Below are 24,567 nucleotides of genomic sequence, written 5' to 3'. Positions count from 1 at the left end.
GGAGGGGTAGAATGAAACGTATTGTCAGTGCGATTGTCGTTGCAGGGCTCGCGGCGTGTCAGGCGCCGGGGCCGATCACCATTCCGGGCATAACGCGCGCGCCGCAGAGTGCCGAAGACGCGCTCGACGCATATTACCGCACATTGCCGGAAGAGTTTTATCCGACCGCGCCCGCCGGATTGCCGCTGCCTTCGAAAGACTCTGTCCTGTCGCGCGTGCTGGTTGGCTCTTGTCATGATGAGGAAGAAGCCGGACCGTCCGATACATTGCAGCGCATCGCCGCCGAAGACGCGGACCTTTTCCTGATGATTGGCGACAATGTCTATGGCGACAAGGACGGCATGAGCTATGCCACCAACCAGGCTGAGCTCGACGAACTTCGCGAGAGTTTTGCCGATCTCGCCGCCCGTAGCGACTTTCAGGCCGTGCGGGCAAGCCATCCGATGATGGTGGCATGGGACGACCATGACTATGGCGCCAATGATGCGGGCCGAGAATTTCCGTTCCGTCGTCTTGCCGAGCGCGTGCACGAACGCTTCTGGGGGATCGAGAATATGGATGTCGGCGCCTGGCCCGGCACCTATTATGCGCGCAGCTTTGGCCCGGAAGGCCAGCGCACCCAGATCATTATGCTGGATACCCGCTTCTTCCGGTCGCCGCTGACCGCGACAGACGAGTATGGCGTGACCGGCAAGGAGCGTTACATCCAGTCTTCCGATCCCAATCAGGACATGCTGGGCAATGACCAGTGGACCTGGCTGGAAAACCAGCTGCAAAAGCCGGCGGATTTGCGCCTGATCGTCTCGTCGATCCAGGTCTTGCCGACCGATGGGCATGGCTGGGAAAGCTGGTCGCGCCTGCCAGCCGAACAGCAGCGCCTCTACAGTCTGATCAGTGAGGCAGGTGCGAACGGCGTGGTGTTCGTGTCAGGCGACCGGCACGCATCCTACCTCTATCGCAGTGAGACGGCGCTGCCATACCCGGCCCATGAGCTGACGGCGTCATCGCTGAATGTGTCGTTCCAGGATACGACGGACGAGATGGACTCAGCACAGGTCGGCGAAGGCTTTTCGCAGGACAATTATGGTGCAATCGGCATCGATTGGGCCGCTGGGTCTGTCGATCTTGAGATAAAAAACGCCGCAGGCGAGACGGTTCGTCAAACAACCGCCCAATTCCGGTAGCTATGCCACGCGGCAACGGAAAGGCCGCCTGTAGATTATGACCGATACCCGCAATGTCTTCGCCCTCATCCTGGCGGTGATGATCCTGCAAATTGCGGGCGGCTTGTTGAGCATGTTGACCCCGCTTGGGCTCGAAGCGCTGGGCACGGCGCCCCAATTCATCGGTGGCATCGCCGCGCTCTATGCGACGGGCTTCATGCTGGGGGCATGGACCGCACCTGCAGCGCTTGCCTCCTTTGGCAACATCCGCCTGTTCGCTGCTGCCGCAGCAGTCACTTCGGCGGGGTCCATTGCCTTGTCCCTGTGGTATGAGCCCGGCTTCTGGGCCATCGTACGCATCGTACAGGGTGTCAGTTTTGCCTACATGTTCACGAGCGTGGAGAGCTGGTTGGGTCAGGCCGTGCCGGACAAGTCGCGCGGCAATGTCATGGGCCTGTATCACATGGGCGCGAAACTCTCGCTGATGATTGGTCCGTTCTTCGTGGCCGGCCTGTCGCCGCTCGACAGCCGCGCCTATAGCTGGGCCGCATTGTTTCTGACCTTGGCGCTCGTGCCGATCTGCCTCACACAGCAGGAACAGCCGGAAGCGCCGGATCGCAAGGCAATGCCGATTGGGCGCCTGTACAAACTGGCTCCGGCGGCTGTCATCGGGGTGATGCTGGCAGGCGTCATCAATACCGGTACGCTCGCTTTGCTGCCGATCTATTTTGAAAGCTTCTCCATTGGCGGAGGAGGGACGGCGGCTGCCGCAACCGCCCTGGCGGCTGCGTGGCTGGGCGGCTTCATCATTCAATGGCCTGCAGGGCGGTTGTCCGACCGAATCGAGCGCCGATTGGTGATCGCGGTACTGTGCGCCATTTCGGGGATGGCTGCGATGGTGATCGCGATATTCGGACGCAGCCTCGGAGAGGTTGGCGTGATGATGGTGCTGGTTGTGTGGGGCGCCGGTGCGTTGACGTTTTTCGGATTATGCGTGGCCCACGCCATTGACCGAACCCCCAAGGGAAAGATTCCGCAGGTCATGTCCGGTCTGCTTTTCATTTGGGCCGGTGGATCAATTGTGGGGCCACTATTGTCGGGTATCGCCATGCGCGGTGCAGGTGCGACAGGCCTGTTCGGTCTGTCTGGCTTGTTGCTCATCCTGTTGGCGTTGATCATGGTCTGGCGGGTTTCCGCAAGGGCAGCTCCGGAAGAGCACCAACAAGAGGATTGGAGCCCGATCCTGCCAACGCCTCTGGCCAGCGTGGAACTCGATCCGCGCAATCCGGACCGGGAAGCCGAAACCTGAGTCCAGACTTGAATACTCAGCTGGTTTACGGGCCTGCCAAGACTGTTATATAGCGCGGACAATCAAACGGGCCGGCCTGTGCCGGCTCTTTCCGCAAGCCAGGGCAGACAAGGCAAGTTTCCATGAACATACACGAATACCAGGCCAAGGCCGTGCTGAAATCTTTCGGCGCTCCAGTGGCAGAAGGCGTACCCGTTCTTTCTCTCGATGATGTGCAAAAGGCGGTCGATACGCTGCCGGGGCCGCTCTGGGTCGTGAAGTCCCAAATTCATGCCGGTGGACGCGGCAAGGGCAAGTTCATCGAAGCCGCAGCTGGCGAAAAGGGCGGTGTTCGCCTCGCCTTCTCCAAGGAAGACGTTCTGGAGCACGCCAAGGCGATGCTGGGCAATCACCTCGTCACAGCGCAGACCAGCGATGCTGGCAAACAGGTCAACCGCCTCTACATCGAAGACGGCGCCGACATTGACCGCGAACTCTATCTCTCCCTTCTGGTCGACCGCGCCACAGGCCGCCCGGCCTTTGTTGCCTCCACCGAAGGCGGCATGGACATTGAGGAAGTTGCGCACGAGACGCCTGAGAAAATCCTCACCCTGCCAATCGACCCGACGGCTGGTGTGACCGAAGCCGATGCGGCGCAGCTCTGCGACGCGCTGAAGCTGGACGGTGCGGCCCGCGAAGATGGCATGAAACTCTTCCCGATCCTCTACAAGGCCTTCATCGAGAAGGACATGGCGATGCTCGAGATCAACCCGCTGATCGTCATGGAAAATGGCCGTCTGCGCGTGCTCGACGCCAAGGTCAGCTTTGACGGCAACGCCCTGTTCCGCCACCCTGACATTGTCGAGCTGCGGGACACGACCGAGGAAGACGAAAAAGAGATCGAGGCCTCCGAATGGGACCTCGCCTATATCGCCCTCGACGGCACGATCGGTTGCATGGTCAACGGCGCGGGCCTCGCCATGGCGACGATGGACATCATCAAGCTGTACGGTGAAGAGCCAGCCAACTTCTGTGACGTTGGCGGCGGTGCAAACGCCGAGAAGGTCGCTGCGGCCTTCAAGATCATCATGAAGGACCCGAACGTGAAGGGCATCCTGGTCAACATCTTCGGCGGCATCATGAAGTGCGACGTCATCGCCGAAGGCGTGATCGCCGCGGTGAAGGAGACCAACCTCGCTGTGCCGCTGGTTGTGCGCCTCGAAGGTACGAACGTCGAAATGGGCAAGGAAATCATCAAGAATTCCGGCCTGAACGTCATCCCCGCCGATGACCTCGACGACGCCGCCCAGAAAATTGTTGCCGCTGTTAAAGAGGCCTAAGGAAACATGTCCATTCTCATCGACAAGAATACCAAAGTCATCGTCCAGGGCCTGACCGGCAATACGGGCTCTTTCCACACCAATCAGGCGCTGGAGTATTACGGCACGCAAATGGTTGCCGGTACGCACCCGAAGAAGGCTGGCCAGAAATGGACCGCTGACAACGGCACCGAACTGCCGATCTTCGCCAATGCCGGTGAAGCCGCCAAGGCAACCGGCGCCAATGCGTCCGTGATCTACGTGCCGCCAGTCGGCGCCGCCGCCGCCATCGAAGAAGCCATCGATGCGGAAATCCCGCTGATCGTCTGCATCACCGAGGGCGTTCCTGTGCTCGACATGGTGCGTGTGAAGGCGAAACTGGAAAAATCCAAGTCACGCCTGATCGGTCCGAACTGCCCCGGCCTGTTGACGCCGGAACAGTGCAAGATCGGCATCATGCCCGGCAAGATCTTCCAGAAGGGCACTGTTGGCGTTGTGTCGCGCTCCGGTACGCTGACCTATGAAGCCGTTTACCAGACCTCTCAGGCGGGCCTCGGCCAGACATCTGCAGTCGGTATCGGCGGTGACCCGGTCAAAGGCACCGAGTTCATCGACGTGCTGGACATGTTCCTGTCCGATGATGAGACCCAATCGATCATCATGATCGGTGAAATTGGCGGCAGTGCCGAAGAGGAAGCTGCGCAATTCCTGATCGACGAAGCCAAAAAAGGCCGGAAAAAACCGATGGTCGGCTTTATTGCGGGTCGGACTGCGCCGAAGGGGCGCACGATGGGCCATGCCGGTGCTATCGTTTCAGGTGGCCAAGGCGATGCCGAGAGCAAGATTGCGGCGATGGAAGAGGCGGGTATTCGCGTTTCCCCGTCACCTGCACGTCTCGGGACAACCATGGTTGACGTATTGAAGGGTTAGCGCCCGGATATACATCTAAGCCAGGACGGCCCGTCCGGGCCAGTCTGGCGAGGCCAGAATCTGTCCCCGCACAGGCCGTCCTGGAGAACTTCAGTCCCGGTAGGAACCGGGCAAGTATTTTGTTTCTTAATGTCAGGGAACAGGTCCCAAAGGACGGATTGAAAATGGCAGATGATGGCAGCCCGGTAGACGGCTCGCGCGGCGCAGGTAACAGCGCCATGCTGGAAACAGCGTTCCTGTATGGCGGCTCGGCCCAGTGGCTGGAGCAGATGCAGGCCGCATATGCGAAGAATCCCGCGTCAGTTCCTGAGAGCTGGCGCGAATTCTTTGCAGAATTGGGCGATGATTCGGGCGACGCCGCGCGCAATGCCGGGGGCGCCAGCTGGAAACGGGGCGACTGGCCCCGTCCGGTCAGCGACGAACAGGTCGCCGCTTTCGATGGCAATTGGGCGCTGGTCGAGCCAAAGCTCGAGAAAAAGCTGAAATCTGCCAAGCCGGGCGCCTCTGCCGAGGAAATCGCGCAGAACGTCAAGGATTCGATCCGCGCGATCATGATGATCCGGGCCTACCGCATGCGCGGCCATCTGGCCGCCCAACTGGACCCGCTTTCGCTCGATACGCCTGAGAAACAGCCTGAACTGGACCCGGCCAGCTATGGCTTCGGTGCAGAAGACATGGGCCGCAAGATCTTCATCGATGGCTATCTTGGTCTGGACCATGCGACGGTCAGCGAGATGCTCGACATCCTGCAGCGGACCTATTGTTCGACCATCGGCATTGAGTTCATGCATATTTCCGATCCGGAAGAGAAGGCCTGGCTTCAGGAGCGGATCGAAGGCCCGGACAAGGGCGTTGCGTTCACGGATCAGGGCAAGAAGGCGATTCTCGCCAAGCTGATCGAAGCGGAAACCTTCGAACGCTTCCTGCACAAACGGTATCCAGGCACGAAGCGCTTTGGCCTTGATGGCGGTGAAGCGGCGGTGCCGGCGCTGGAACAGATCATCAAGCGCGGCGGCGCGCTTGGCGTGCGCGAGATCGTTGTCGGCATGCCGCACCGTGGTCGCCTCAACATGTTGGCCGCTGTGATGGGCAAGCCCTACGAGCAGATCTTCCACGAATTCCAGGGCGGTAACACGCAAGGCGCGGGCGAGTTTGGCTCGGGCGATGTGAAATACCATCTCGGGGCGTCGTCTGACCGCGAGTTCGACGGCAATGAAGTTCACCTCTCGATGAACGCCAACCCGTCCCACCTGGAAGCGGTGGATCCGGTTGTGCTGGGCAAGTCGCGCTCCAAGCAGGAAATGCTGCATCGTGAGAGCGGGACGCTGGACCGCTCGACTGTGCTGCCATTGCTGCTGCACGGCGACGCCGCCTTTGCGGGGCAGGGCGTCGTGTCGGAATGTTTCGCATTGTCGGGCCTGTCGGGCTATCGCACAGGTGGGACCATCCACTTCATCGTGAACAACCAGATCGGCTTTACGACAAGCCCTATCTATTCGCGGTCTTCTCCGTACCCGTCGGATGTCGCCCTGATGGTTCAGGCACCGATCTTCCACGTCAATGGGGATGATCCGGAAGCGGTTACCTATGCGGCCAAGATCGCGACCGAGTACCGCCAGAAATTCGGCAAGGACGTTGTCATCGACATGTTCTGCTATCGTCGCTTTGGGCACAATGAGGGCGACGAGCCCATGTTCACCCAACCGGTGATGTACACCAAGATCAAAGGTCATGCCTCGACCCGTGAGATCTATGCGGAACGCCTCGTCAAGGAAGGCATTCTGACGGCTGAGCAGGTCGAACAGCAAGTCGTCGATTTCGAAGCCTATCTCGACCGCGAATTCGAAGCCGGCAAGACATTCGAAGCCAAGAAGGCCGACTGGCTGGACGGCGAGTGGAAAGGTCTCGGCCTGCCCGATGATGACGAGCGCCGTGGCAAGACCGGCGTGGCCAAGAAACGCCTGCAGGCGCTTGGTCAGACCATCACCACAGTGCCCGAGGGCGTTGACATTCACCGCACGCTTGCGCGCGTCATTGACGCACGGGCGACGGCCATCTCGAAAGGGAAGGGGCTCGATTGGGCGACGGCGGAGCATCTGGCTTTCGCGACCCTGCTGGATGAGGGCTTCCCGGTCCGTCTGTCCGGTCAGGATTGCGGTCGCGGGACGTTCTCCCAGCGCCACAGCCACATCATCGACCAGACCAATGGTGATCGCTACACGCCGCTGAACAATATCAGCGACAAGCAGGCCCATTACGAAGTGATCGACTCGCTTCTGTCGGAAGAAGCTGTTGTCGGATACGAGTACGGATATTCGCTGGCCGACCCGAACACGCTGACCATGTGGGAAGCCCAGTTCGGGGACTTCTCGAACGGTGCGCAGGTCTTCTTCGACCAGTTCATTTCGTCGGCTGAGCGCAAATGGCTCCGCATGTCGGGCCTGGTCCTGCTCCTGCCTCATGGCTATGAAGGTCAGGGTCCGGAGCATTCCTCGGCCCGGCTCGAGCGCTTCCTGCAAATGTGCGCGGAAGACAATTGGCAAGTCTGCAATCTGACGACGCCGGCGAACTATTTTCACGCCCTGCGCCGCCAGATCCATCGCGACTTCCGCAAGCCGCTAATCATCATGACGCCGAAATCCCTTCTACGTCACAAGTTGGCAACGTCCAGTCTGGACGATCTGAGCACGAAGTCATCCTTCCACCGCATCTTGTGGGATGATGCCGAGACGCCAGGCCGTGAAGGCAAGGTGAAACTCGTCAAGGACAACAAGGTGCGCCGCGTCGTGCTGTGTTCGGGCAAGGTCTATTATGATCTGTTCGAAGCGCGCGAGGAAAGCGGTGTGGACGATGTCTATCTGCTGCGCGTCGAGCAATTCTATCCGGTGCCACGCAAGTCGCTGATCCATGAGTTGAAGCGCTTCCCGCAGGCCGAGATTGTCTGGTGTCAGGAAGAGCCACGCAACATGGGTGGCTGGACATTCATTCGGGACGAGTTGGAATGGTGTGCGAACCAGGCTGGATCATCCTCTCCGCGTCCGTCCTATGCGGGTCGTCCGCCATCTGCTGCTACGGCAACAGGTTTGCTGTCCAAGCACAAGGCTGAGCAGGATTCCTTGATCTCAACAGCCCTTGGCAAAGACCCTGTAGCTGACAACATCGTCGCCACCTGATTCTGATTTATTACAAACGGACTGATTTCATGACCGATATCACAGTGCCTACTCTCGGCGAGAGCATCACCGAAGCCACAGTTGGCCAATGGCTGAAAGCCAAAGGCGACGCTGTGAAGAAAGATGAAGTGCTTGTCGAACTCGAAACAGACAAAGTGTCTGTCGAGGTTTCCGCCACCGAAGACGGCGTCTTGTCCGAGATTCTCGCCAATGAAGGCGAGACGGTCGAAATCGGCGCGCTGTTGGGCAAGCTTGGTGGTGGGTCCGGCGCATCGGCGAAGTCCGAAACGGCTGCGGCGGCACTGCCGGCACATGGCGGTCCGAAGGATCCGGGCGGCGTTCCGGGCAAGGCCGACAAGGGCGAACTGATGGATGTCGAAGTGCCGACCATGGGCGAAAGCGTCGCCGAAGGCACGCTGTCTACATTCCTCAAAGCACCAGGCGATGCGGTCAAGAAAGACGAGACAATCGCCGAGATCGAAACCGACAAGGTTGCACTGGAAGTACCTTCACCCGCTGACGGCATTGTCGCCGAACTGCTGGTTGGTGAGGGGGACTCGGTTACGCCCGGATCTGTTATTGCGCGCATCAGCGCGGGCGGGTCGGCCGCGGCCGCTGCGCCGGCGGCGTCGAAACCTGCAGCCACCACATCGGCTCCTGCCGCAACGGGCGAGCGCCCTGTCTCTCCATCCGTGCGCCGCATTTCATCAGAAGCCGGCGTGAACCCCGCTGATATTCCAGGCTCAGGCCGTGATGGCCGCGCGACAAAGGCTGACGCGATGAATTATGTGAACAGCACGCCGAAGGCTGCTTCGGCTCCGGCAGAAGCGAAGGCACCGCGCGACATTGGTCCGCGGGAAGAACGCGTCCGCATGACGCGCCTGCGCCAGACGATCGCTCGCCGCCTGAAAGAGGCTCAGGACAATGCGGCCATGCTGACGACATTCAATGATGTCGACATGGGCGCGATCATGGACCTCCGGAAAAAGCATCAGGAAGCTTTCGTTGCCAAGCACGGCATCAAGCTGGGCTTCATGAGCTTCTTCGTGAAGGCGTGCGTCAACGCGCTGAAGGAAGTGCCTGCGGTGAACGCCGAGATCGATGGCACGGACATTATCTACAAGAACTATTATGACATCGGCGTCGCGGTCGGCACCGACAAGGGCCTTGTTGTACCAGTTGTGCGCGACTCAGATGACCTGTCTCTGGCTGGCATTGAGAAGTCTATTGCAGACCTTGGCAAACGCGCCCGCGATGGCTCGCTGACGATTGGCGACATGCAGGGCGGTACGTTCACCATCTCCAATGGCGGGATCTATGGCTCGCTGATGTCGACCCCGATCCTGAACCCCCCACAGTCCGGCGTGCTTGGCATGCACCGGATCGAACAGCGCCCTGTGGCCATCAATGGCGAAGTCAAGATTCGCCCCATGATGTATCTGGCGCTGTCCTATGACCACCGGATCGTGGATGGCAAGGAGGCCGTGACCTTCCTCGTCCGCGTCAAGGAAGCTCTGGAAGACCCAGAGCGGATGCTGCTCGAAGTCTAGGCCTTCGCGGTCAGCCAGCCTCGGATAAGTCCTGCCTGCATGCACTGTGCTGGCAGGGCAAATCCGGCACTCTCCATCATGTGTTCAACCTTTGCCGGTCCGTGGCACGCAAACTGTGAGCCGAACATCTGCTGGTAGTGAGCCCGACCCTCCGGGGTCATGCCCGTACGGGACAACAGGTTCAGCCAAAGCTCCATCAACATCGGGAAGTGGGGCGCGTTCATGTTGGCGCACAAGTCGGCATTGAAGAGCGGTGCGCCGGGGCGCAAGCGATCCGCGATGGAACGGAAGTAAGCGGTCCGCGAGTCTGCCTGGGTCAGGAAGTGCGAGACGAGCAGACTGGTTGCGCCATCAAAGTCGAATGCTTCGACCTCCGAGACATAAGCATTGTGAAACGTGCAGCGCGCCGCGAAGCCTTCAGCCTCCGCATGCCGGCGAGCGACATCCAACATGGCGCTGGAAGGATCAATGAGCGCAAACTGCCATTTGGGAAATCGTGTGGCGAGGTAGCGGACTTCAGCCCCGGTTCCGGCCCCGGCGACAAGAATGCGTGCATTGTCCGGCAGTTTTCCCAAACCGGTTTCCAGTATCAGATGCAGCAGCCCCTTGATGGCCTGCAATTCTTCGAACTGGTTGTCATATGCTGAGGCATGATCCGGGCCGAAGGCTTCAGACAAAGCGAACTTGTCTTGCGACATGGGAAGCTCTCCATACATGTTATTTTATAACATTAACGTTTGACCCATGTGACCGCAACCGGAAAAACGGTCGAGAATGCCTTTGCGGGGTTTTTTGCGAAATTGACGTGCGGGTTCACGAAAAAGGGCAGGTGCGTTTCTGCACCTGCCCATTCGCGTCGTCCCCTTATCGCGGCCTGCCAGGGGGGCGTCTCCCCACCCTCCGCGATGTGCTGTATTTATTACGCGTCACAACACAGGTTATGTACATAAGGGGGGCTGATTGAATGGTTCCCCAATGCCTTGTTATTTCACGTTCATTTGATCCGAGGTAGCAAAAGCGGTACGCTTTGGTGCGCTCCGTGGTCGAAATCGACTTCAATCCCTAGTGTGGGTGAGCGCACACAAACGGAGGCGGTGGGCATGTGCTGGGCTGGCATTTTCCAAGCGAAATTTGTTGGCACGCGCAACCAGGGGCTCCCCCAATGCGTATTTGATTGAGCCTCAACTGGCGCAACACAACTAAAGGGGACTAACTTCAATGGACGAATTCTGGCGAAATACGGTCGATCAGGCGCAGGCCTATGGTCCACAGCTGATCAAGGCCGCCTTGGTCATGATTGCCTTCATCATCGGCGCTTTCATCGTGCGCTGGCTGATTGCGGCAGCCATCGACCGGACAGGTCTGGCCAAGAAAGCCAACGCATCAACGGCCACCAGTGACAGCAAATCGCTTGGCACCAGCCTTGCGCAAGCGGCATTCTGGGTCACGATCCTGATAGGTTTGATGCAAGCGCTCGCGATCGCAGGCGCAACGCAGATTTCGAGCGCGCTACATGGCGTGATCGATCCGATCCTGTCCTATCTGCCAAATGTCATCGGCGCGGCACTGATCTTCGGCATTTTCATCATTATTGCCAATGTCGTGCGTGAGACGCTGAAAGCCGTACTTGTATTCGGTGACGGCATGCCGGAACGCTTCGGCTTGGCGACCGGACGCGTAAACATCTCCGGCATTGTGGCATCCGTGGCATTCGCCGTTCTGGTGATCATCGGCGCTATCATGGCGTTTGATGTGCTGGCCATCGAGGCGATCTCCGCCCCGGCAAATGAGCTGCTGACCGACATTATCGGCATTATCCCGAATGTACTGGCCGCTGGCGTGATCCTCGCAATCTTCGTGCTGATCGGCCGATTTGTTGCCAATCTGGTGCTGAAGACGCTGCCAGGTACAGGCGTGGATTCGGCTGTTTCCGAACTTGGCCTGCTCAAGGGCGCAGATGGCGGGCTGACTGCCAGCACGGTAATTGCCCGGGTTGCGATGTTCCTGATCGTGCTGCTTGGTCTGGTGGCTGCGCTGAACGCGCTGGGAATTGAGTCGCTGACCTATGCGATGAATGTTGTGCTCGATATGGGCGTCCAGATCATCTTTGGCGCGCTGATCATCTTCGCGGGCGTGTTCATTGCCAAGCTTGTGAGCTCGGCCATGGATTCCACTGGGGCAGGGGCAACGGATGTCACTGCACGCGTTATGAAATGGATCATCATCGTGCTTGCCGTGATCCTCGGCATCTCCCGCATGGGCCTCGACCCTACGGGTGGCGTGTTCATTCTGGAAGTGGCCAAATGGATTGTCATCGGCGGTGCCGCAGCCTTTGCCATCGCCTTTGGCTGGGGTGGCCGCGAATGGGCCGCCCGGATCCTCGAATCCTGGCGCAGCACACGCTAGACAGCGCTCAACCCATAAAACAGGGGCCGCTCGAAAGGGCGGCCCTTTTTCATGTCCATGTGGTCTGGAGGCGCTTCGTCGCAGCTGCTTTGTTGCGGTGGCGATTGGGGTCATATATGCGCAAACCTCTCGGCAACAGGGCATATTCCGCATGACCACCTACACTTCCGATCAGCGACGTCACTCATCCGAGACGGCTGAAACCATGTCCGATGTTCGTTATGAGATCGACCGGATTGATCGTCTGCTCGTCGAAATCCTGGCAGAGCGCCAATCCTTCATGGATGCTGCGGCGCGTATCAAGCCGGACCGGTCGAAAGTCCATGACAGCGCGCGGATCGAAGATGTCGTGACAAAGGTTAAGGCTGCTTGCGAAGGCGCGGGCTTGTCGCCGGCCATCGCCGAGCCGGTCTGGCGGACCTTGATTGACCGTTGCATTGCGTATGAGTTCGGCAGCTATGACGCGCGGCGTGGCGGCGACAACGTAAACTCGTAAAGCACCTGGGCGACCTCTTCGAGCGTGTCCCCCAGCGCATCCTTGATATCGCTGATCATGACTGCAGCGGCCGTGACGCTGGGCGGGGTCTCTGACCGGCCGGCTTTTTCGGCTTTTTCACATTTCGACGCCAATAGGATGGCACCAATACCAAGGCTGGCGCCCTTGAGCGTGTGGGCGGCGTCAGCCCATTGGCTCGCCTCGGCGTGCGGATCCAGCATACGTGACCAGATTTCGGCCTGATGCCGGAAAATTTCGATGACTTCCACGGCGAGATCATTGTCGCCTCCGGTCATTGCTTTGAGGTGCTCGCGATCGAGTAAGGCAAAGGTCTCGGTCATGTCAGGCGTCTCCCACAGAATTTGACCGTGACACGAGGCTGCTGCCCAATCGTTAATGATTTTAGCTTTTCAGAGAATCTTTGATCGGGCTGAATTTATCGATTGTCGAAAAGGCAAACTTGAATTATTATTCATCTGTGCCGAGTTTTGACGTGGCACAATTCGTATTTGGCTCTGGGGAATTACGATGTTGGATTTCGTCGTGTTGGTTCGTAATCTGGTTTTGGCAGCTGCTTTGGCGTGGCTGGGACTGGAATTTGCGCCGGAGCAGGATGACAATTCCGAAGCAGCCCGTCAGGACTCTGTGGTTACGGCCCTGCTGGCCCGTTAACGCATTCGGCCTTCCAAACCTAGAAATGCACACATTCTGGTCTCGCGCCGGTCGAATTGTCGCGGTATACTCCGGCTATGACCGAGCCGTCTGCCGCTCGCCCGTCTGGCCGCGATCTGCTTGTCAGGCAAGAGGCGTCTGAAAACTTCGAGCTCGCCCGCAGTGGTGGCAGCTGGATGGTTGTGACCGGTTTTGTCGTTGCAATATTCTGGATATTCGGCGCGGCTGCGATGGCAGTTGGCCTTTGGGGTGTTGATGGCCTGAAGGAATTACAACCATTGGTCTTGGTCGGCGGAGCCATGGCATTGGTCGTCCCGGCGCTGCTGATGATCATGGCGGGCTATATGGGGCGCACCAATCGTCGCTCTTCTGCCTCGAATGCGCTGGTGATGGAAGCCGCCGTTCGCCTGATGGCTCCGGCGCGTGAAGCTGGCACCGAGGGCATCACTTTTGCCGAACAGATGAAACAGGCCGCAGCTGAAGTGGATCGCGCCATGGCGCATGCGCTGTCAGCGATGAAGGCCATGGCGGGAGAGATCGGAGACGAGCGCCTGCGGTTGGAATCGGTGGCTTATGCCAGCGCGGACAATGCCCGCGACCTGACCGAACGGCTTGGCCAGGAAAGACAGGCTCTGGAAGGACTCGCTCGAGACCTGCGCACGCATATGCAATCTCTGAACGAAGCCATCCCGCGACAGGCCCAGATGATGGTGAGTGCCACGCGTGAAGCCAGCGAAGAGGTTTCCCGCGCCGATGAAGCGCTGACGCGCCGTCTGGAAGCCATGCAGGTGGCGGGTCGCACATTGTCTGAGAAACTGATCGAGCTGGATGCGCTCGCAGGTGATGCTGCTACGCGCACCGAAACGCTTACCTTTGCGGTCACACGCGTCGAGGAAAAGCTCGACCAGTCCCGCCGCACGGTAGACGCTGCTGTGCGGGCAGGGGAGATCGCTGCAGCTGCCGCAATGACAACCGGCGACGCCTTGAAAGACGCCGTATCTTCAGCCCTGGATGGTGCTCGCCGGGCGAACAACGAAATCAATACTTCTACGCGCGAGGCCGCCGAAAACGCGGCGCGCGCATTGGCCCGGCTGCGCGAAGCCGGTGAGGAAGCTGCCGCAGCGATCCGCTCGGCGGAGTATGCCGCCAAGGTCGACACGGTCCGGATGGACCACAAGACACGTGAAGCTGCGTCTCTGGCATTGGCGAGGGATGATCTTGCGAAACCGGTCGTGCCTGAGCGCGCGCCTGAGCCGGAGCCAAAACCCAGCATCATTCCCGCTTCCGCACACCAGTCCGACGAGCTCCACGACGATGACGGTCTACATGATGACGAAGCGTTCGAGCCAATGCCTGTCCGCAATGGCAATGGGCATACGAATGGTTTCCATCTTGAGGACCGCAACGGCCGCACGCCAGAAATGCCTGAGACCCCCGTCGCGCCAAAACCCAAGCCTGCGCCACGTGCCAGCATGGATGACGAACTGTTCGATGCGGCGGCCGACGCCTTGGCCAGCGCTGCGCTGACGGACAAGCCGGACACATCGGCGCAGGACGACACCTGGGATCTGAGCCGCGCCCTCGAAGAGAAGACACCTGAACCGGTGACGCAGCCCCTCCGCCGCCGCCATGATGACACACCCGCCGTTACCGAAAGCCCATTCGATGAAACGCCGCGCCGGCGCGCAACAGACTTGGTCCCTGACGAATCTGATATTCTGGAGCCCGAGCCAGTAGACGAGCCGATGCCGCTCGTACCTGTGCGGCCGTCCTCGCCGTCATCGGGTGCGGAAATGGGCTGGCGCGACATCATTTCGGATATGAGCCGCGAGGACAAACCCCTGCGCGACCGTGAAGATGTCGCCGACGAACTGATCGACCGGCTGCAGACGTCCGGTATCGTCCTGCCCGAGGCAATCCGCCCGAAAGCCAAACGCAAGATTGCCGAAGCCGCCCGGCGCGGCGACAAGGAGCGCAAGTCTGCAATCCTGTCCCAGGCGGGTCGCCAGGTGGAGCGCGTCACACAACGCCTGCGCAATGACCGCGACCTGATGGATCTGGCGCGGGACTTCCTCGATATGGAAGCTGACGACGCGTTGCACGCGCTGGAGCAAACGCAGAAGACTGGCCGCAATGCCAGCGCCCGGCTTGCCGCTTATCTGCTGCTTGATGCGGCACTCTGATCAGCCGCCAAGCAATACAATCCCAATCACACCCGAAGCCACGAGCAGGATACCTGCCAGTTCGCGCGCCGTGATGCGCTCGCGAAAGACCACATGTGATGCAATCAGGGTAAACAGGATTTCGACCTGACCGACAGCCTTTACGCTGGCAGCGTCCTTGAGCGTGAACGCCATGACCCATGCCATTGATCCGAGGAAGCCGATCAGGCCAACCCATCCGGCTTGTCGCCATGCCCCGAACAGCTTGGCGACCTGGCCGGGCTCGCGCAGTCCGAGCCAGCCGAGCAACATGACCGACTGGATTATCGTGACGAAGGCGAGCGTGGTTGTGGTGCTGAGCAGCAGGCCGACCTCGCCAAGCGACAAGGATGCGCCGCGAAGCGACACGGACGATACGGCGAAACAGGCTCCCGACAACAGCCCGATCCAGAGCGAACCGTCCGGCGTCCATTTGTGCCCGTCAGCTTTGGAAAGCGAGATCAGGATGATCCCCAAAATGCTGGCAATGATCGCCAGAAGGGCGGGCAAGGTGAGCGTATCGCCGAGCAGGATAATGCCGACGAGCGCAGCCTGAACAGGTTCGGTCTTGGTAAAGGCCGTGGCAGCCGCGAAATTGGCCCTGGAGAACAGATGGATCAGCAGTCCGGTCGCGAGCACCTGACTGATTCCGCCTACAATCGCATAAGCAAAGAAGGCAGCGGGCGGCGCGGGCAGGGGCGTGCCCCGCCCGATGGTCAACACCGCCAGCAGGCCGACTGCCAGCGGCGCTGCATAGACGAAACGTGAGGCCGTCGCGCCCCATGTGTTCAGCGTCTGCTTCAGCTGTTTCTGAAGCGCTGAGCGACCATTCTGGCAGAATGCAGCCGCCAGCGTCATGGGAATCCAGAGATCCATGCAGCAATACTCTTTGAGAGGAGACGGGGCTTACTAGGCGGCCTGCGACCGCTTCGCTTTGCGCGCTTCCAACTTATTCACGGCGTGGAGGTAGGCTTTTGCACTCGCGACAAGCGTGTCCGGATCCGAGGAACGACCGGTCGACATGATGCCGTCGCTGTTGAGACGAACAGACACGGTCGCCTGGGCATCGGTGCCGCCAGTGACGGCGTGGACCTGATAAAGCTCCAGCTTGCCTTCATGCGGCACGATCTCGCGAATGGCGTTGAACACCGCATCCACGGGGCCATTACCGCGGGCGATGGCGAATTTCTCTTCGCCGTCCACAACGAGATCAATCTCGGCCGTTTGAGGGGCGTCTGTTCCTGCAACCACACGCAACCGCTTGAACGCGATCCGTTCGCCTTCTGCAGCCAACTGGTCATCGACCAGTGCGATAATGTCATCATCGAAGACGTGCTTCTTGCGGTCGGCAAGGGCCTTGAAGCGCTTGAACGCATCATTCAATGGATCGCCTTCCATCGTGTATCCGAGCGCTTCCAGCTTGTCGCGGAAGGCGTGACGACCGGAATGCTTGCCCATGACCAGTGATGTCTTGGCAACGCCGACATCTTCGGGCCGCATGATTTCATAGGTCTCGGCATTCTTCAGCATGCCGTCCTGATGGATGCCGCTTTCATGCGCGAAGGCGTTCTTGCCCACGATTGCCTTGTTGTACTGGACCGGGAAGCCGGTGATGCGGCTGACCATGGCAGAGGCACGGGAAAGATAGGCGGGCTTGATGTCAGTCTCGAAGGGCAGCGTATCGCTGCGCACTTTCATGGCCATGACAATCTCTTCCAGCGCGGCATTGCCGGCACGTTCGCCGAGACCGTTGATGGCGCATTCCACCTGACGCGCGCCATTGGCGACGGCATTGATGGAGTTCGCGACAGCCAAGCCAAGGTCATTGTGACAGTGGGCCGACCAGATGACCTTGTCAGAGTTCGGGATTGTCTCGATCACACGGCGGAACAGGGCGCCATACTCATCCGGATGTGAGTATCCGACCGTGTCAGGCAGGTTGATTGTGGTTGCGCCGCTGGCAATGGCCACGTCGATACATTTGCACAGGAAGTCGAAATCGGTGCGCGTGGCGTCTTCGGCGCTCCATTCAACATCGTCAGTATGGTTGCGGGCCTGGGCGACCGAGCGGCCTACCGCTTCGAGCACGGCATTCGGCCCCATTTTCAGCTTGTGCTTCATATGGACCGGGCTGGTCGAGATGAAGGTGTGAATGCGTGGGCGGGCCGATTTCTTCACGGCTTCGGCGCAGCGCTCGATATCGTTCGGCGTCGAGCGGGCAAGGCCGCAGATGATGGCTGACTTCGACTGTTCGGCAATAGCGCTGACGGCGGCAAAGTCGCCTTCGGAGGCGGCAGGAAAACCGGCTTCGATCACATCAACGCCCATCGTCTCCATCAACTCGGCGAGTTCGAGCTTTTCATTATGGGTCATGGACGCGCCGGGTGATTGCTCACCGTCGCGCAGGGTCGTGTCGAAAATACGGATATGAGGATTGGATGACGTGGACATTTTGGAGCTACCGGGTCTGGGAATGGGAAACAAGGCTGGTGATCACCCCTGACCGCGCGGCTGCCCTGGCTGACCTAGGCAGACATCACCGGCCAGGGGCCGGTAAGCAGTAGCTGAAGAGGCATTTTATTCCACATGGGGTGTTACATCGGCCTATGGGGCGGCGGTGTCAACCTCGTTTTGCGGGATCAGGGCAACAGATTGCCCGGTTTTGCGCATTCGGGCACGGGCATAGGCGGCGATGGCAATATAAACGCCGACGGCGGCAGCGGCCGCTGCAATAGCAACCAGTGGATTCCCCGTGAAGGCAGCAAACAGGCTTTGACCGGCGAAGGCGATCAGGGCGATCTTGGGAATGATCCCCACCCCCATGCCGGCCCAGTAATGGAGAAATTTCGCATGACTCACGCCGAAAGCCATATTGACCAGCAGGGCAGGGCCCGCAGGCACATTGCGTACGATCGCGCTCGTCATCATGGCATTGCGACCAACGAACGTGGATAGCTTGTTGGCGGTTTCACCCGCATACCGGCGAAACGCTTTTTCGCCTGCAAGGCGCCCAGCATAGAAGGTGGCGGCGCCTGCCACCATGTTTGCGATCCAACCAAACATCGCGCCGAGCCAGGGGCCAAACATGGCAATCGCGATGGCCAGCAATGCAAATTGGGGAATGCCGAGAAAGGCGCCGACCACAAATAGCAGGATCAAAGCTGGCAGGGCCCACGGGCTGGAGGCGATATCCTGCATGAGGGCCTGCAAGGTGGCGATATCCAGCAGATTGGTCGTCTTGCCGATTGCGAACAGCAAGATGATTACAGCCAGCGCGATACCGCCAATGATGGCGCCGCGACGGGCATTGGCATCCAGGACTTTCTTCGGGGCGGGCCGAGTATCCATGACAGGGGGCTTTCAAGCTCGAGCCGATTTACGTCAATCCGCCGCCTGCCGCAAAGTTAATTTCAGCAGTGGTTGATCCCGTTGGTCCCCCCGGATACGAACTCCGCCGAACTCTAGTGTCGCTTAAAAGGATTCCGCGCATGACAGACCTCTCCCCTCGCCATGACTGGACCCGAGACGATATCGCGAATCTCTACGCCTTGCCGTTGGACACGCTGATGGCGCACGCATTGACGGTGAAGCAGGCCAACTGGCCGGATGGGAAAGTTCAGAAGTCTCAACTGCTATCGATCAAGACGGGCGGCTGTGCTGAGGATTGCGGCTATTGCAGCCAGTCAGCCCATTTCGACACCGGGCTCGATGCCTCGAAATTGATGCCGCTGGATGAGGTGGTCACCGCCGCGCGCAGAGCCAAGGAAAATGGCGCGGACCGGTTCTGCATGGGCGCGGCCTGGCGCAGCCTGAAGGATCGCGATGTCCCCAAAGTTGCCGCCATGATCGAAGCCGTGAAGGCCGAAGGCCTGGAAACCTGCGTCACGCTGGGCATGCTGGATGACGGCCAAGCCGAAGCGCTGAAATCGGCCGGGCTCGATTACTACAATCACAACCTGGACACTTCACCGGAATATTACGGCAAGGTCGTCTCCACTCGCACCTATGATGATCGGCTTGAAACGCTGGGGCGTGCGCGAACGGCTGGCCTGAAGCTCTGTTGTGGCGGCATTCTGGGAATGGGTGAAAGCCGAGAGGACCGGATTGGCCTGATCCATGAATTATCCAAACTGACGCCGCACCCGGAAAGCGTTCCGGTGAACATGCTGGTGCCGATTGAAGGTACGCCGCTCGGCCACAGTCCGGCCATTTCGGTCATCGAGATGGCGCGGGCCATTGCCGTCTGCCGGGTCGTGTTCCCACAAAGCTGGGTACGTCTGTCCGCGGGCCGCGAAGGCATGACGGAAGAGGGGCAGGCACTCTGCCTGCTGGCGGGTGCGAACTCGATTTTTGTCGGCGACCGCCTTCTGACAACTGACAATCCGGAAATCGACGAGGATGATGCGATGATGGGTCAGATGGGCCTGGAGGCCGCCGGCCGGGCAGAAATGGAAGCCCCGGCACGGCGGACCACGCTGATCGGCAGCTGATCCCTATCGGGTCTGCCCACCGTCGACAGGCACGATGGCACCGGTGATGAAGCTGGCCACCGGGCTGAGCAGGAAGGCTGCCGCTGAGCCGATCTCTTCAGGCTTGCCGAAGCGCTGGAGCGGGACTTCGCGCTTGATCCAGCGGTTCCAGGCGTCTCCACGCTCACCATTGATGCGTTCTTCCCATTCTCCATCCGGGAAGATGATGTTTCCAGGGGCGATGGCGTTGATGCGCACATTGTTGCGGCCGGATACCCGGGCGAGTTCCTTGGTCAGATGGTTCATCGCGGCTTTTGACGTGCCATAGGTCAGCGGCGTGCCGAGGCCGGTAAGGCCTGCAATCGAAGAGATCATCAGGATGGCGCCTTCACCACGCGGGTCCATGCGTCGCAAGGCCGACCGGGCTAGGAAGAAGGCGGAATCGAGGTTTTGCGAAATGCCGGCATCCCAGGTGGCATCGTCGACTTCAAATCCGGGCGGGCAAGGGTGCAGGCCGACATTGGCGACCGCGCCCCAAAGCTCGCCGAGTTCGTTCTCGATCGTGTCTATCATCGTCTCGACCGTGCGGGAATCGCGCAAGTCTCCGGCGCGGGCCCAGACATTCTCCTCGCCATACTGGGCGGCGAGCCGCGCACGTTCCTGTTCCAGCTTCTCTTCCCCACGAGCGGCGAGGGCGACTTTCGCGCCTTCTGCGAGGCAGGCCTCTACGATGCCAAGGCCAATGCCCCGGCTGGCGCCTGCAACGAAGATGGTTTTTCCCTTTAGGCCCAGATCCATGTGCGTTTCTCCCTTTTGGTTATGCCCAGCAGACTAGACGCCGCGTCGACAAAAGAAATCCCCGCCCTCAGGGAAGGCGGGGAAGGATGAGGTGCGTATCTCAGGATCAGGCCGCCTTGCGATAGCGTTCATTGACGCTTTCATCGAGACGTGGGGACCGGCCGGTAGCGATTTTGACAAGGCGTTCCAGGGCCGGGAAGAACCGGGCGCGTTCCAGGACCGGATTGGTGTAGTTGGTAATGACGCAATAATGGGTGTCCTTGCCCATGCGGTGATGGGCGGCGTGATGCTGGAAGGACTGGGCGAAGCCGGTTTTCTGCAGGGCGTTGATCAAACGGCCATTCTCCTTCGGGCTGCGATGGGCAGCGCGATGGAACTCATTGGCGAAGACGCCGAACAGGACAGCCGAACCGGTGAACAGGTTCAGCGTGCCCGTGGCCCAGAAGCCGGCGAGGAACAAGGCGCCAAACACGAAGACTTCCTTGTTGCGCGACAGGAATGAGCCAGCCAGAAATGCACGCGGTTTGAAATGGTGTTCCTGATTGGCGCGGATCGTATGGCCCAGCACAGGCCATTTCGGATTTCCGTACCGGTCTTCAAACCAGTGGATGAGGCCTGAAATGAAATCGGCCAGAAACAAGCCTCCGAAAACGGACGCGGCGGATTTAAGGGCAGTCGCGACAATCGTGACCGGCATGGGGTCATCTCCTTCTTGCTGTCGAACACTCTTGTGAGGTTAGTATGTGATCATTTGCTCGCAAAAGAGGGCGAAATTGTGGCAAGTGAGAGATCAATCACTCGATTCCTGTGCGGGTCTGAGAGCAGCAGGAGAGGGATCTATTCGTCGCGCAGGGGTTTGCGCGTGATCACATAGACAGCACCGACGGCGATGAGGCCGAAGCCTGAGCCCAGTACCCACGGCTTATGATAAGCAAACGCGGTGACAATCAATGCGGCCAGGCCCATACTGCAAACAGCGGCGATTTTCGCTTCACGCGCCATGGCGCCCGTTTCGAGGAAGGTCTTGATTGCCGGGCCGACGCCCGGCTGACGATAGATCCAATCCGCCCAGCTGGGATTGGATTTGGCAAAGGCCAAAGCGGCGACAATCCAGAAAATGGTGGTGGGCCACACCGGTAAGGCAAGGCCTATCGCGCCGAGCGCGAATGCCACAACTCCGACTGCTCGCCAGATCCACATGAGAAACCCATTCCGCGCTGTGGGGTGGCTGGCAACCCCCCAAAGCAGGCCACCTCAGCTGAATGCGGCTGAAATTTGCAAGAATTTCTTTGATTTGACCCATTCACGCCCTGTTCGCGCCGTGGCGAAGATGTGTAAGAGTTGTAAGAAAGCTCAAAGGAGAGGGTTTCCATGTCGCACTTCATATCGGGCACGCGGGGAATTGGTCGGACACTGGTCACAGCCATGATGATCGCCGTGCTCGCGGCGTGTGGAGGCAACAAGGAAGACCGACAATCTGATACTGCCAGTGATGAAGGCACGATTGTCACGCGCTCCGCCGCTGACAATGTGGCTGCTCGCCAGCGCGAACGCCGTCGTCAGGCCGCGATTGACGAGGTTGAGCAGGATTTCTCCTATTTCCGCTACCGTATCGATACCGCCACCGAACAGCCGCTGGCGTGTTTCGTCTTTTCTGCGCCGCTTGATCCGGAAGCGGATTACTCGCCGTATCTCGAATTCCGTCCCGCTTTCCGACCTGCCCTCAGTGTTGAGGGACGCGAGCTGTGTGTTGGCGGTCTGACTTTTGGGTCGGAACGGTCTGCAACACTGCTTTCCGGCCTGCCTTCGGCTGATGGCCGCACATTGAAGAATGAGGAAGTTGTTCCGATCGATTTCGCCGACCGGCCACCTTATGTCGGCTTCAAGGGAGCAGGCGTGATCCTACCGCGCGAAGATGCAGATGGCCTTCCGATTGAAACGGTGAATGTCGACGAAGTTGAAGTAACCGTGTCGCGCGTCAATGATCGCGCGCTGGCCTTCAAGTCCATTACTGAAGGCCAAACCAATGCCCAGGGCCGCTATGCCTATACATGGGGTGAAGACAATCCTGAGGATGTTCAGGAAATTCTCTTCAAGGGACGGATGGACGTGGCCAGCGAGCAGAATGCGCCCGTAGTGTCGGTCTTCCCCTTGCAGGACGTCGTCGGCCCGCTGGAGCCGGGCGCGTATTATGTTTCGGTCAAGGACGCCGCAGACCTGGATAGCGCCGAGCAGCCGCCAGCCTCTTCCAGCCGGTGGATCATGATGACCGATCTGGCCATCACCGCCTATGAAGGTGGCAATGGGCTCGATGTCACACTGCGCTCACTGCAGGACGGTCGCCCAGTGCCCGATACAACCGTGCAGCTGGTCGCGCGCAACAATGACATTCTTGCCGAAGGCCGCACAAATGAAGTTGGCCGGGTGGCCTTTGATGCGCCGATCACGAATGGCCAGGGCAATATGGAGCCCAAATTGATCATGGCCTACAGCGCCAAGGGCGAACTCGCTGTGCTGGACCTGACCCGCGCGCCGGTGGACCTCTCAGAATATGCCGTAGGTGGCCGCCGGATCTCCGGGGACATCGATGCCTTCATGTATACAGAGCGTGGCATCTACCGCCCCGGCGAAACGGTACAATTGACCGCGCTGCTGCGTGATCATACCGGCAAGGCTATTGAAGACCGTGCCGGCAATATCGTCATCTATCGTCCGAATGGGCTGGTGGCCGGGAAGATACGTTTCGATGATCCTGAAGCGTCTGCAGTTGTTGAGGGCTATGAACTTACCAAGGGTGCATCTCGTGGCCAGTGGCGTGCGACGGTGGAAGTGGACGGTGTGTCGGGCGCATCCGGATCAGTCAACTTCGCAGTCGAGGATTTTGTGCCACAGCGCATTGCCGTTGACCTCGACACTGACAAGGACACGCCCGTCTTGTTGGGTGAGAGCCGCGGCGTCGAAGTTGCCTCGCGTTTCCTTTATGGCGCACCAGGTGCTGGCCTGACGGTGAAATCCGAAGCCCGCATTGAAGCGGCGCCGACCCCATTCCCGCAATACAAGGGATTCAAGTTCGGCAAGCATGATGAGAGTTTTCGTGAACGCATCCTTGAAATGGATAATACGACTACGGACGGAGCCGGGATCGCGACGGTCACGCTCGCGCCGGGAAATGCCGGCAGCAATGCTGGGCGGCCACTGCGCATCAATGCTGTGGTTAGCGTACTTGAACCCGGCGGACGCGCGGTCACAGAAAGCGTGCGCATCCCGTATCGTCCGGAACGCCTTTATGTCGGTCTGAAACCCGGTTTCGAGTATTCGGTCGAAGAAGGCCAAGATGCGGCCTACGAAGTCGTGGCCATGAATGAGAGGGGCCAGGCGATCGCGCAGCGGCTCAACTGGAAACTGCTTGCCATCGACTACCATTACGACTGGTACCGGGACGGTGATCAATGGCGTTGGCGCCGGTCTCGCACGGTGACCAAGGTCAATGAAGGCATCGTGACGACGCCGGAAGGCGGCAGCACCGAGATCCGCGTTTCCGGTCTGGATTGGGGCAGCCATGAACTGGTTGTCGAAGGCAGCGACGCGAATGCGTCCGCCGCGTCCAGTGACGATTTCTATGTCGGCTGGGGCGGAGGTGTCTCAGAGGATGGTGCCGAAGCGCCAGACCGTGTCCGCATCATCGGACCTGAGAAAGCCCCCTCTGCAGGTCAGAGCGCCGATATCACCATTGTGCCGCCTTATGAGGGCCAGGCGCAGATCGTTGTGGCTACCGATCGCATTCTGTCGGTCCAGAATTTGTCCGTTAGTGCACAGGGCACCAATGTGACCCTGCCGGTAACCGATGAATGGGGAGAGGGCGCCTATGTGATGGTCTCGGTCTATACCGAGCGCGATCCGATTCTGCGGGCAAAGCCGCGCCGTGCGGTTGGTGTGACACATGTGCCCGTCGATATGGGTTCGCGGACGTTCGAGTTGACGCTCAATGCGCCCGATATTGCCCGACCTGTTGGGGAGCAGGTGATTGAGGTCGAGTTTGATGGCGGCCCACGTGAGCCGGTCTTCCTGACACTGGCCGCTGTCGATGAAGGCATCTTGCGCC

20 protein-coding genes are annotated in these 24,567 nt (G+C 59.6%); 12 read left to right on the top strand and 8 right to left on the bottom strand.

The genetic code is table 11. The annotated features are described in order from the left end of the window. Positions 1–11 precede the first annotated feature (11 nt). From B2P82_RS12315 to odhB, 6 genes are all read left to right on the top strand, one after another. Positions 12–1,184 carry an alkaline phosphatase D family protein gene (locus B2P82_RS12315; RefSeq protein WP_290497234.1) on the top strand — a complete coding sequence of 391 codons (1,173 nt, stop codon included), beginning with the start codon at positions 12–14 and terminating at the stop codon, positions 1,182–1,184. A 37-nt stretch (positions 1,185–1,221) separates the two neighbouring features. Continuing rightward, positions 1,222–2,472, top strand: coding sequence for an MFS transporter (locus B2P82_RS12310; protein WP_206991344.1), 1,251 nt, complete (start codon positions 1,222–1,224; stop codon positions 2,470–2,472). A 122-nt stretch (positions 2,473–2,594) separates the two neighbouring features. Continuing rightward, positions 2,595–3,791: an ADP-forming succinate--CoA ligase subunit beta gene (gene sucC / locus B2P82_RS12305; protein WP_206991343.1), complete on the top strand. Its 1,197-nt coding sequence runs from the start codon at positions 2,595–2,597 to the stop codon at positions 3,789–3,791. A 6-nt stretch (positions 3,792–3,797) separates the two neighbouring features. After that, the gene (sucD, locus tag B2P82_RS12300; protein ID WP_034810499.1) at positions 3,798–4,700 is read left to right on the top strand and encodes a succinate--CoA ligase subunit alpha; all 903 of its coding nucleotides are present in this window, start codon (positions 3,798–3,800) and stop codon (positions 4,698–4,700) included. 164 nt (positions 4,701–4,864) lie between these two features. Beyond that, positions 4,865–7,873, top strand: coding sequence for a 2-oxoglutarate dehydrogenase E1 component (locus B2P82_RS12295; RefSeq protein ID WP_290497230.1), 3,009 nt, complete (start codon positions 4,865–4,867; stop codon positions 7,871–7,873). A 29-nt stretch (positions 7,874–7,902) separates the two neighbouring features. Next, on the top strand, positions 7,903–9,423 hold the full coding sequence (gene odhB / locus B2P82_RS12290; RefSeq protein ID WP_290497229.1) for a 2-oxoglutarate dehydrogenase complex dihydrolipoyllysine-residue succinyltransferase: 1,521 nt from the start codon (positions 7,903–7,905) through the stop codon (positions 9,421–9,423). Here the strand turns inward: odhB and B2P82_RS12285 are convergent. Further along, the gene (locus tag B2P82_RS12285; protein WP_290497227.1) at positions 9,420–10,121 is read right to left on the bottom strand and encodes a class I SAM-dependent methyltransferase; all 702 of its coding nucleotides are present in this window, start codon (positions 10,119–10,121) and stop codon (positions 9,420–9,422) included. The genes odhB and B2P82_RS12285 overlap by 4 nt on opposite strands. A gap of 520 nt (positions 10,122–10,641) precedes the next feature. Between B2P82_RS12285 and B2P82_RS12280 the strand changes: the two genes are divergently transcribed. Next, entirely contained in the window at positions 10,642–11,829 is a 1,188-nt protein-coding gene (locus B2P82_RS12280; RefSeq protein ID WP_034810502.1) for a mechanosensitive ion channel, read from the top strand. A gap of 151 nt (positions 11,830–11,980) precedes the next feature. Further along, the gene (locus B2P82_RS12275) at positions 11,981–12,325 is read left to right on the top strand and encodes a chorismate mutase (protein ID WP_290497225.1); all 345 of its coding nucleotides are present in this window, start codon (positions 11,981–11,983) and stop codon (positions 12,323–12,325) included. Here the strand turns inward: B2P82_RS12275 and B2P82_RS12270 are convergent. Continuing rightward, a complete protein-coding gene (locus tag B2P82_RS12270) occupies positions 12,286–12,666 on the bottom strand; it encodes an Hpt domain-containing protein (RefSeq protein ID WP_290497224.1) in 381 nt (126 codons plus the stop codon). The genes B2P82_RS12275 and B2P82_RS12270 overlap by 40 nt on opposite strands. A 187-nt stretch (positions 12,667–12,853) precedes the next feature. On the opposite strand from B2P82_RS12270, the gene B2P82_RS12265 reads away from it, so the two are divergent. Both B2P82_RS12265 and B2P82_RS12260 read left to right on the top strand, forming a co-directional pair. Then, positions 12,854–12,997 (top strand): hypothetical protein, encoded by a 144-nt coding sequence (locus tag B2P82_RS12265; RefSeq protein ID WP_156947764.1) that lies wholly within the window; start codon positions 12,854–12,856, stop codon positions 12,995–12,997. A gap of 77 nt (positions 12,998–13,074) precedes the next feature. After that, positions 13,075–15,180 carry a hypothetical protein gene (locus B2P82_RS12260; RefSeq protein ID WP_290497223.1) on the top strand — a complete coding sequence of 702 codons (2,106 nt, stop codon included), beginning with the start codon at positions 13,075–13,077 and terminating at the stop codon, positions 15,178–15,180. On the opposite strand, the gene B2P82_RS12255 is transcribed toward B2P82_RS12260, so the two are convergent. From B2P82_RS12255 to B2P82_RS12245, 3 genes are all read right to left on the bottom strand, one after another. Beyond that, positions 15,181–16,074, bottom strand: coding sequence for an EamA family transporter (locus B2P82_RS12255; RefSeq protein ID WP_290497222.1), 894 nt, complete (start codon positions 16,072–16,074; stop codon positions 15,181–15,183). It abuts the gene before it with no gap. A 33-nt stretch (positions 16,075–16,107) separates the two neighbouring features. Beyond that, positions 16,108–17,649 (bottom strand): 2-isopropylmalate synthase, encoded by a 1,542-nt coding sequence (locus B2P82_RS12250; protein ID WP_034810507.1) that lies wholly within the window; start codon positions 17,647–17,649, stop codon positions 16,108–16,110. Between the two features lie 153 nt (positions 17,650–17,802). After that, positions 17,803–18,546 (bottom strand): TVP38/TMEM64 family protein, encoded by a 744-nt coding sequence (locus B2P82_RS12245; protein ID WP_206991336.1) that lies wholly within the window; start codon positions 18,544–18,546, stop codon positions 17,803–17,805. Positions 18,547–18,686: 140 nt separating this feature from the next. On the opposite strand from B2P82_RS12245, the gene bioB reads away from it, so the two are divergent. Continuing rightward, complete coding sequence (gene bioB / locus B2P82_RS12240) at positions 18,687–19,688, top strand: biotin synthase BioB (protein ID WP_290497220.1); 1,002 nt, start codon at positions 18,687–18,689, stop codon at positions 19,686–19,688. A 3-nt stretch (positions 19,689–19,691) separates the two neighbouring features. On the opposite strand, the gene B2P82_RS12235 is transcribed toward bioB, so the two are convergent. The 3 genes from B2P82_RS12235 to B2P82_RS12225 form a co-directional block, all read right to left on the bottom strand. Beyond that, a complete protein-coding gene (locus B2P82_RS12235) occupies positions 19,692–20,465 on the bottom strand; it encodes an SDR family NAD(P)-dependent oxidoreductase (RefSeq protein ID WP_206991335.1) in 774 nt (257 codons plus the stop codon). Between the two features lie 106 nt (positions 20,466–20,571). Then, positions 20,572–21,162 (bottom strand): fatty acid desaturase CarF family protein, encoded by a 591-nt coding sequence (locus B2P82_RS12230; RefSeq protein WP_290497218.1) that lies wholly within the window; start codon positions 21,160–21,162, stop codon positions 20,572–20,574. A gap of 140 nt (positions 21,163–21,302) precedes the next feature. After that, positions 21,303–21,665: a YbaN family protein gene (locus B2P82_RS12225; RefSeq protein ID WP_290497217.1), complete on the bottom strand. Its 363-nt coding sequence runs from the start codon at positions 21,663–21,665 to the stop codon at positions 21,303–21,305. Between the two features lie 171 nt (positions 21,666–21,836). Between B2P82_RS12225 and B2P82_RS12220 the strand changes: the two genes are divergently transcribed. Next, positions 21,837–24,567, top strand: a 2,731-nt coding sequence (locus tag B2P82_RS12220; protein ID WP_290497215.1) for an alpha-2-macroglobulin family protein, incomplete at its 3' end; no start/stop codon positions are given.

Source organism: Hyphomonas sp. UBA4494 (genome assembly GCF_002388935.1).
Taxonomy (GTDB): domain Bacteria; phylum Pseudomonadota; class Alphaproteobacteria; order Caulobacterales; family Hyphomonadaceae; genus Hyphomonas.
This window is presented reverse-complemented; position numbering and strand designations above follow the sequence as displayed.

Excerpts from the sequence above, each read along its gene's own strand:
- B2P82_RS12315 (WP_290497234.1), top strand. The coding sequence starts at position 12 with ATGAAACGTATTGTCAGTGCGATTGTCGTTGCAGGGCTCGCGGCGTGT.
- B2P82_RS12310 (WP_206991344.1), top strand. The coding sequence starts at position 1,222 with ATGACCGATACCCGCAATGTCTTCGCCCTCATCCTGGCGGTGATGATC.
- sucC (WP_206991343.1), top strand. The coding sequence starts at position 2,595 with ATGAACATACACGAATACCAGGCCAAGGCCGTGCTGAAATCTTTCGGC.
- sucD (WP_034810499.1), top strand. The coding sequence starts at position 3,798 with ATGTCCATTCTCATCGACAAGAATACCAAAGTCATCGTCCAGGGCCTG.
- B2P82_RS12295 (WP_290497230.1), top strand. The coding sequence starts at position 4,865 with ATGGCAGATGATGGCAGCCCGGTAGACGGCTCGCGCGGCGCAGGTAAC.
- odhB (WP_290497229.1), top strand. The coding sequence starts at position 7,903 with ATGACCGATATCACAGTGCCTACTCTCGGCGAGAGCATCACCGAAGCC.
- B2P82_RS12285 (WP_290497227.1), bottom strand. The coding sequence starts at position 10,121 with ATGTCGCAAGACAAGTTCGCTTTGTCTGAAGCCTTCGGCCCGGATCAT.
- B2P82_RS12280 (WP_034810502.1), top strand. The coding sequence starts at position 10,642 with ATGGACGAATTCTGGCGAAATACGGTCGATCAGGCGCAGGCCTATGGT.
- B2P82_RS12275 (WP_290497225.1), top strand. The coding sequence starts at position 11,981 with ATGACCACCTACACTTCCGATCAGCGACGTCACTCATCCGAGACGGCT.
- B2P82_RS12270 (WP_290497224.1), bottom strand. The coding sequence starts at position 12,666 with ATGACCGAGACCTTTGCCTTACTCGATCGCGAGCACCTCAAAGCAATG.
- B2P82_RS12265 (WP_156947764.1), top strand. The coding sequence starts at position 12,854 with ATGTTGGATTTCGTCGTGTTGGTTCGTAATCTGGTTTTGGCAGCTGCT.
- B2P82_RS12260 (WP_290497223.1), top strand. The coding sequence starts at position 13,075 with ATGACCGAGCCGTCTGCCGCTCGCCCGTCTGGCCGCGATCTGCTTGTC.
- B2P82_RS12255 (WP_290497222.1), bottom strand. The coding sequence starts at position 16,074 with ATGGATCTCTGGATTCCCATGACGCTGGCGGCTGCATTCTGCCAGAAT.
- B2P82_RS12250 (WP_034810507.1), bottom strand. The coding sequence starts at position 17,649 with ATGTCCACGTCATCCAATCCTCATATCCGTATTTTCGACACGACCCTG.
- B2P82_RS12245 (WP_206991336.1), bottom strand. The coding sequence starts at position 18,546 with ATGGATACTCGGCCCGCCCCGAAGAAAGTCCTGGATGCCAATGCCCGT.
- bioB (WP_290497220.1), top strand. The coding sequence starts at position 18,687 with ATGACAGACCTCTCCCCTCGCCATGACTGGACCCGAGACGATATCGCG.
- B2P82_RS12235 (WP_206991335.1), bottom strand. The coding sequence starts at position 20,465 with ATGGATCTGGGCCTAAAGGGAAAAACCATCTTCGTTGCAGGCGCCAGC.
- B2P82_RS12230 (WP_290497218.1), bottom strand. The coding sequence starts at position 21,162 with ATGCCGGTCACGATTGTCGCGACTGCCCTTAAATCCGCCGCGTCCGTT.
- B2P82_RS12225 (WP_290497217.1), bottom strand. The coding sequence starts at position 21,665 with ATGTGGATCTGGCGAGCAGTCGGAGTTGTGGCATTCGCGCTCGGCGCG.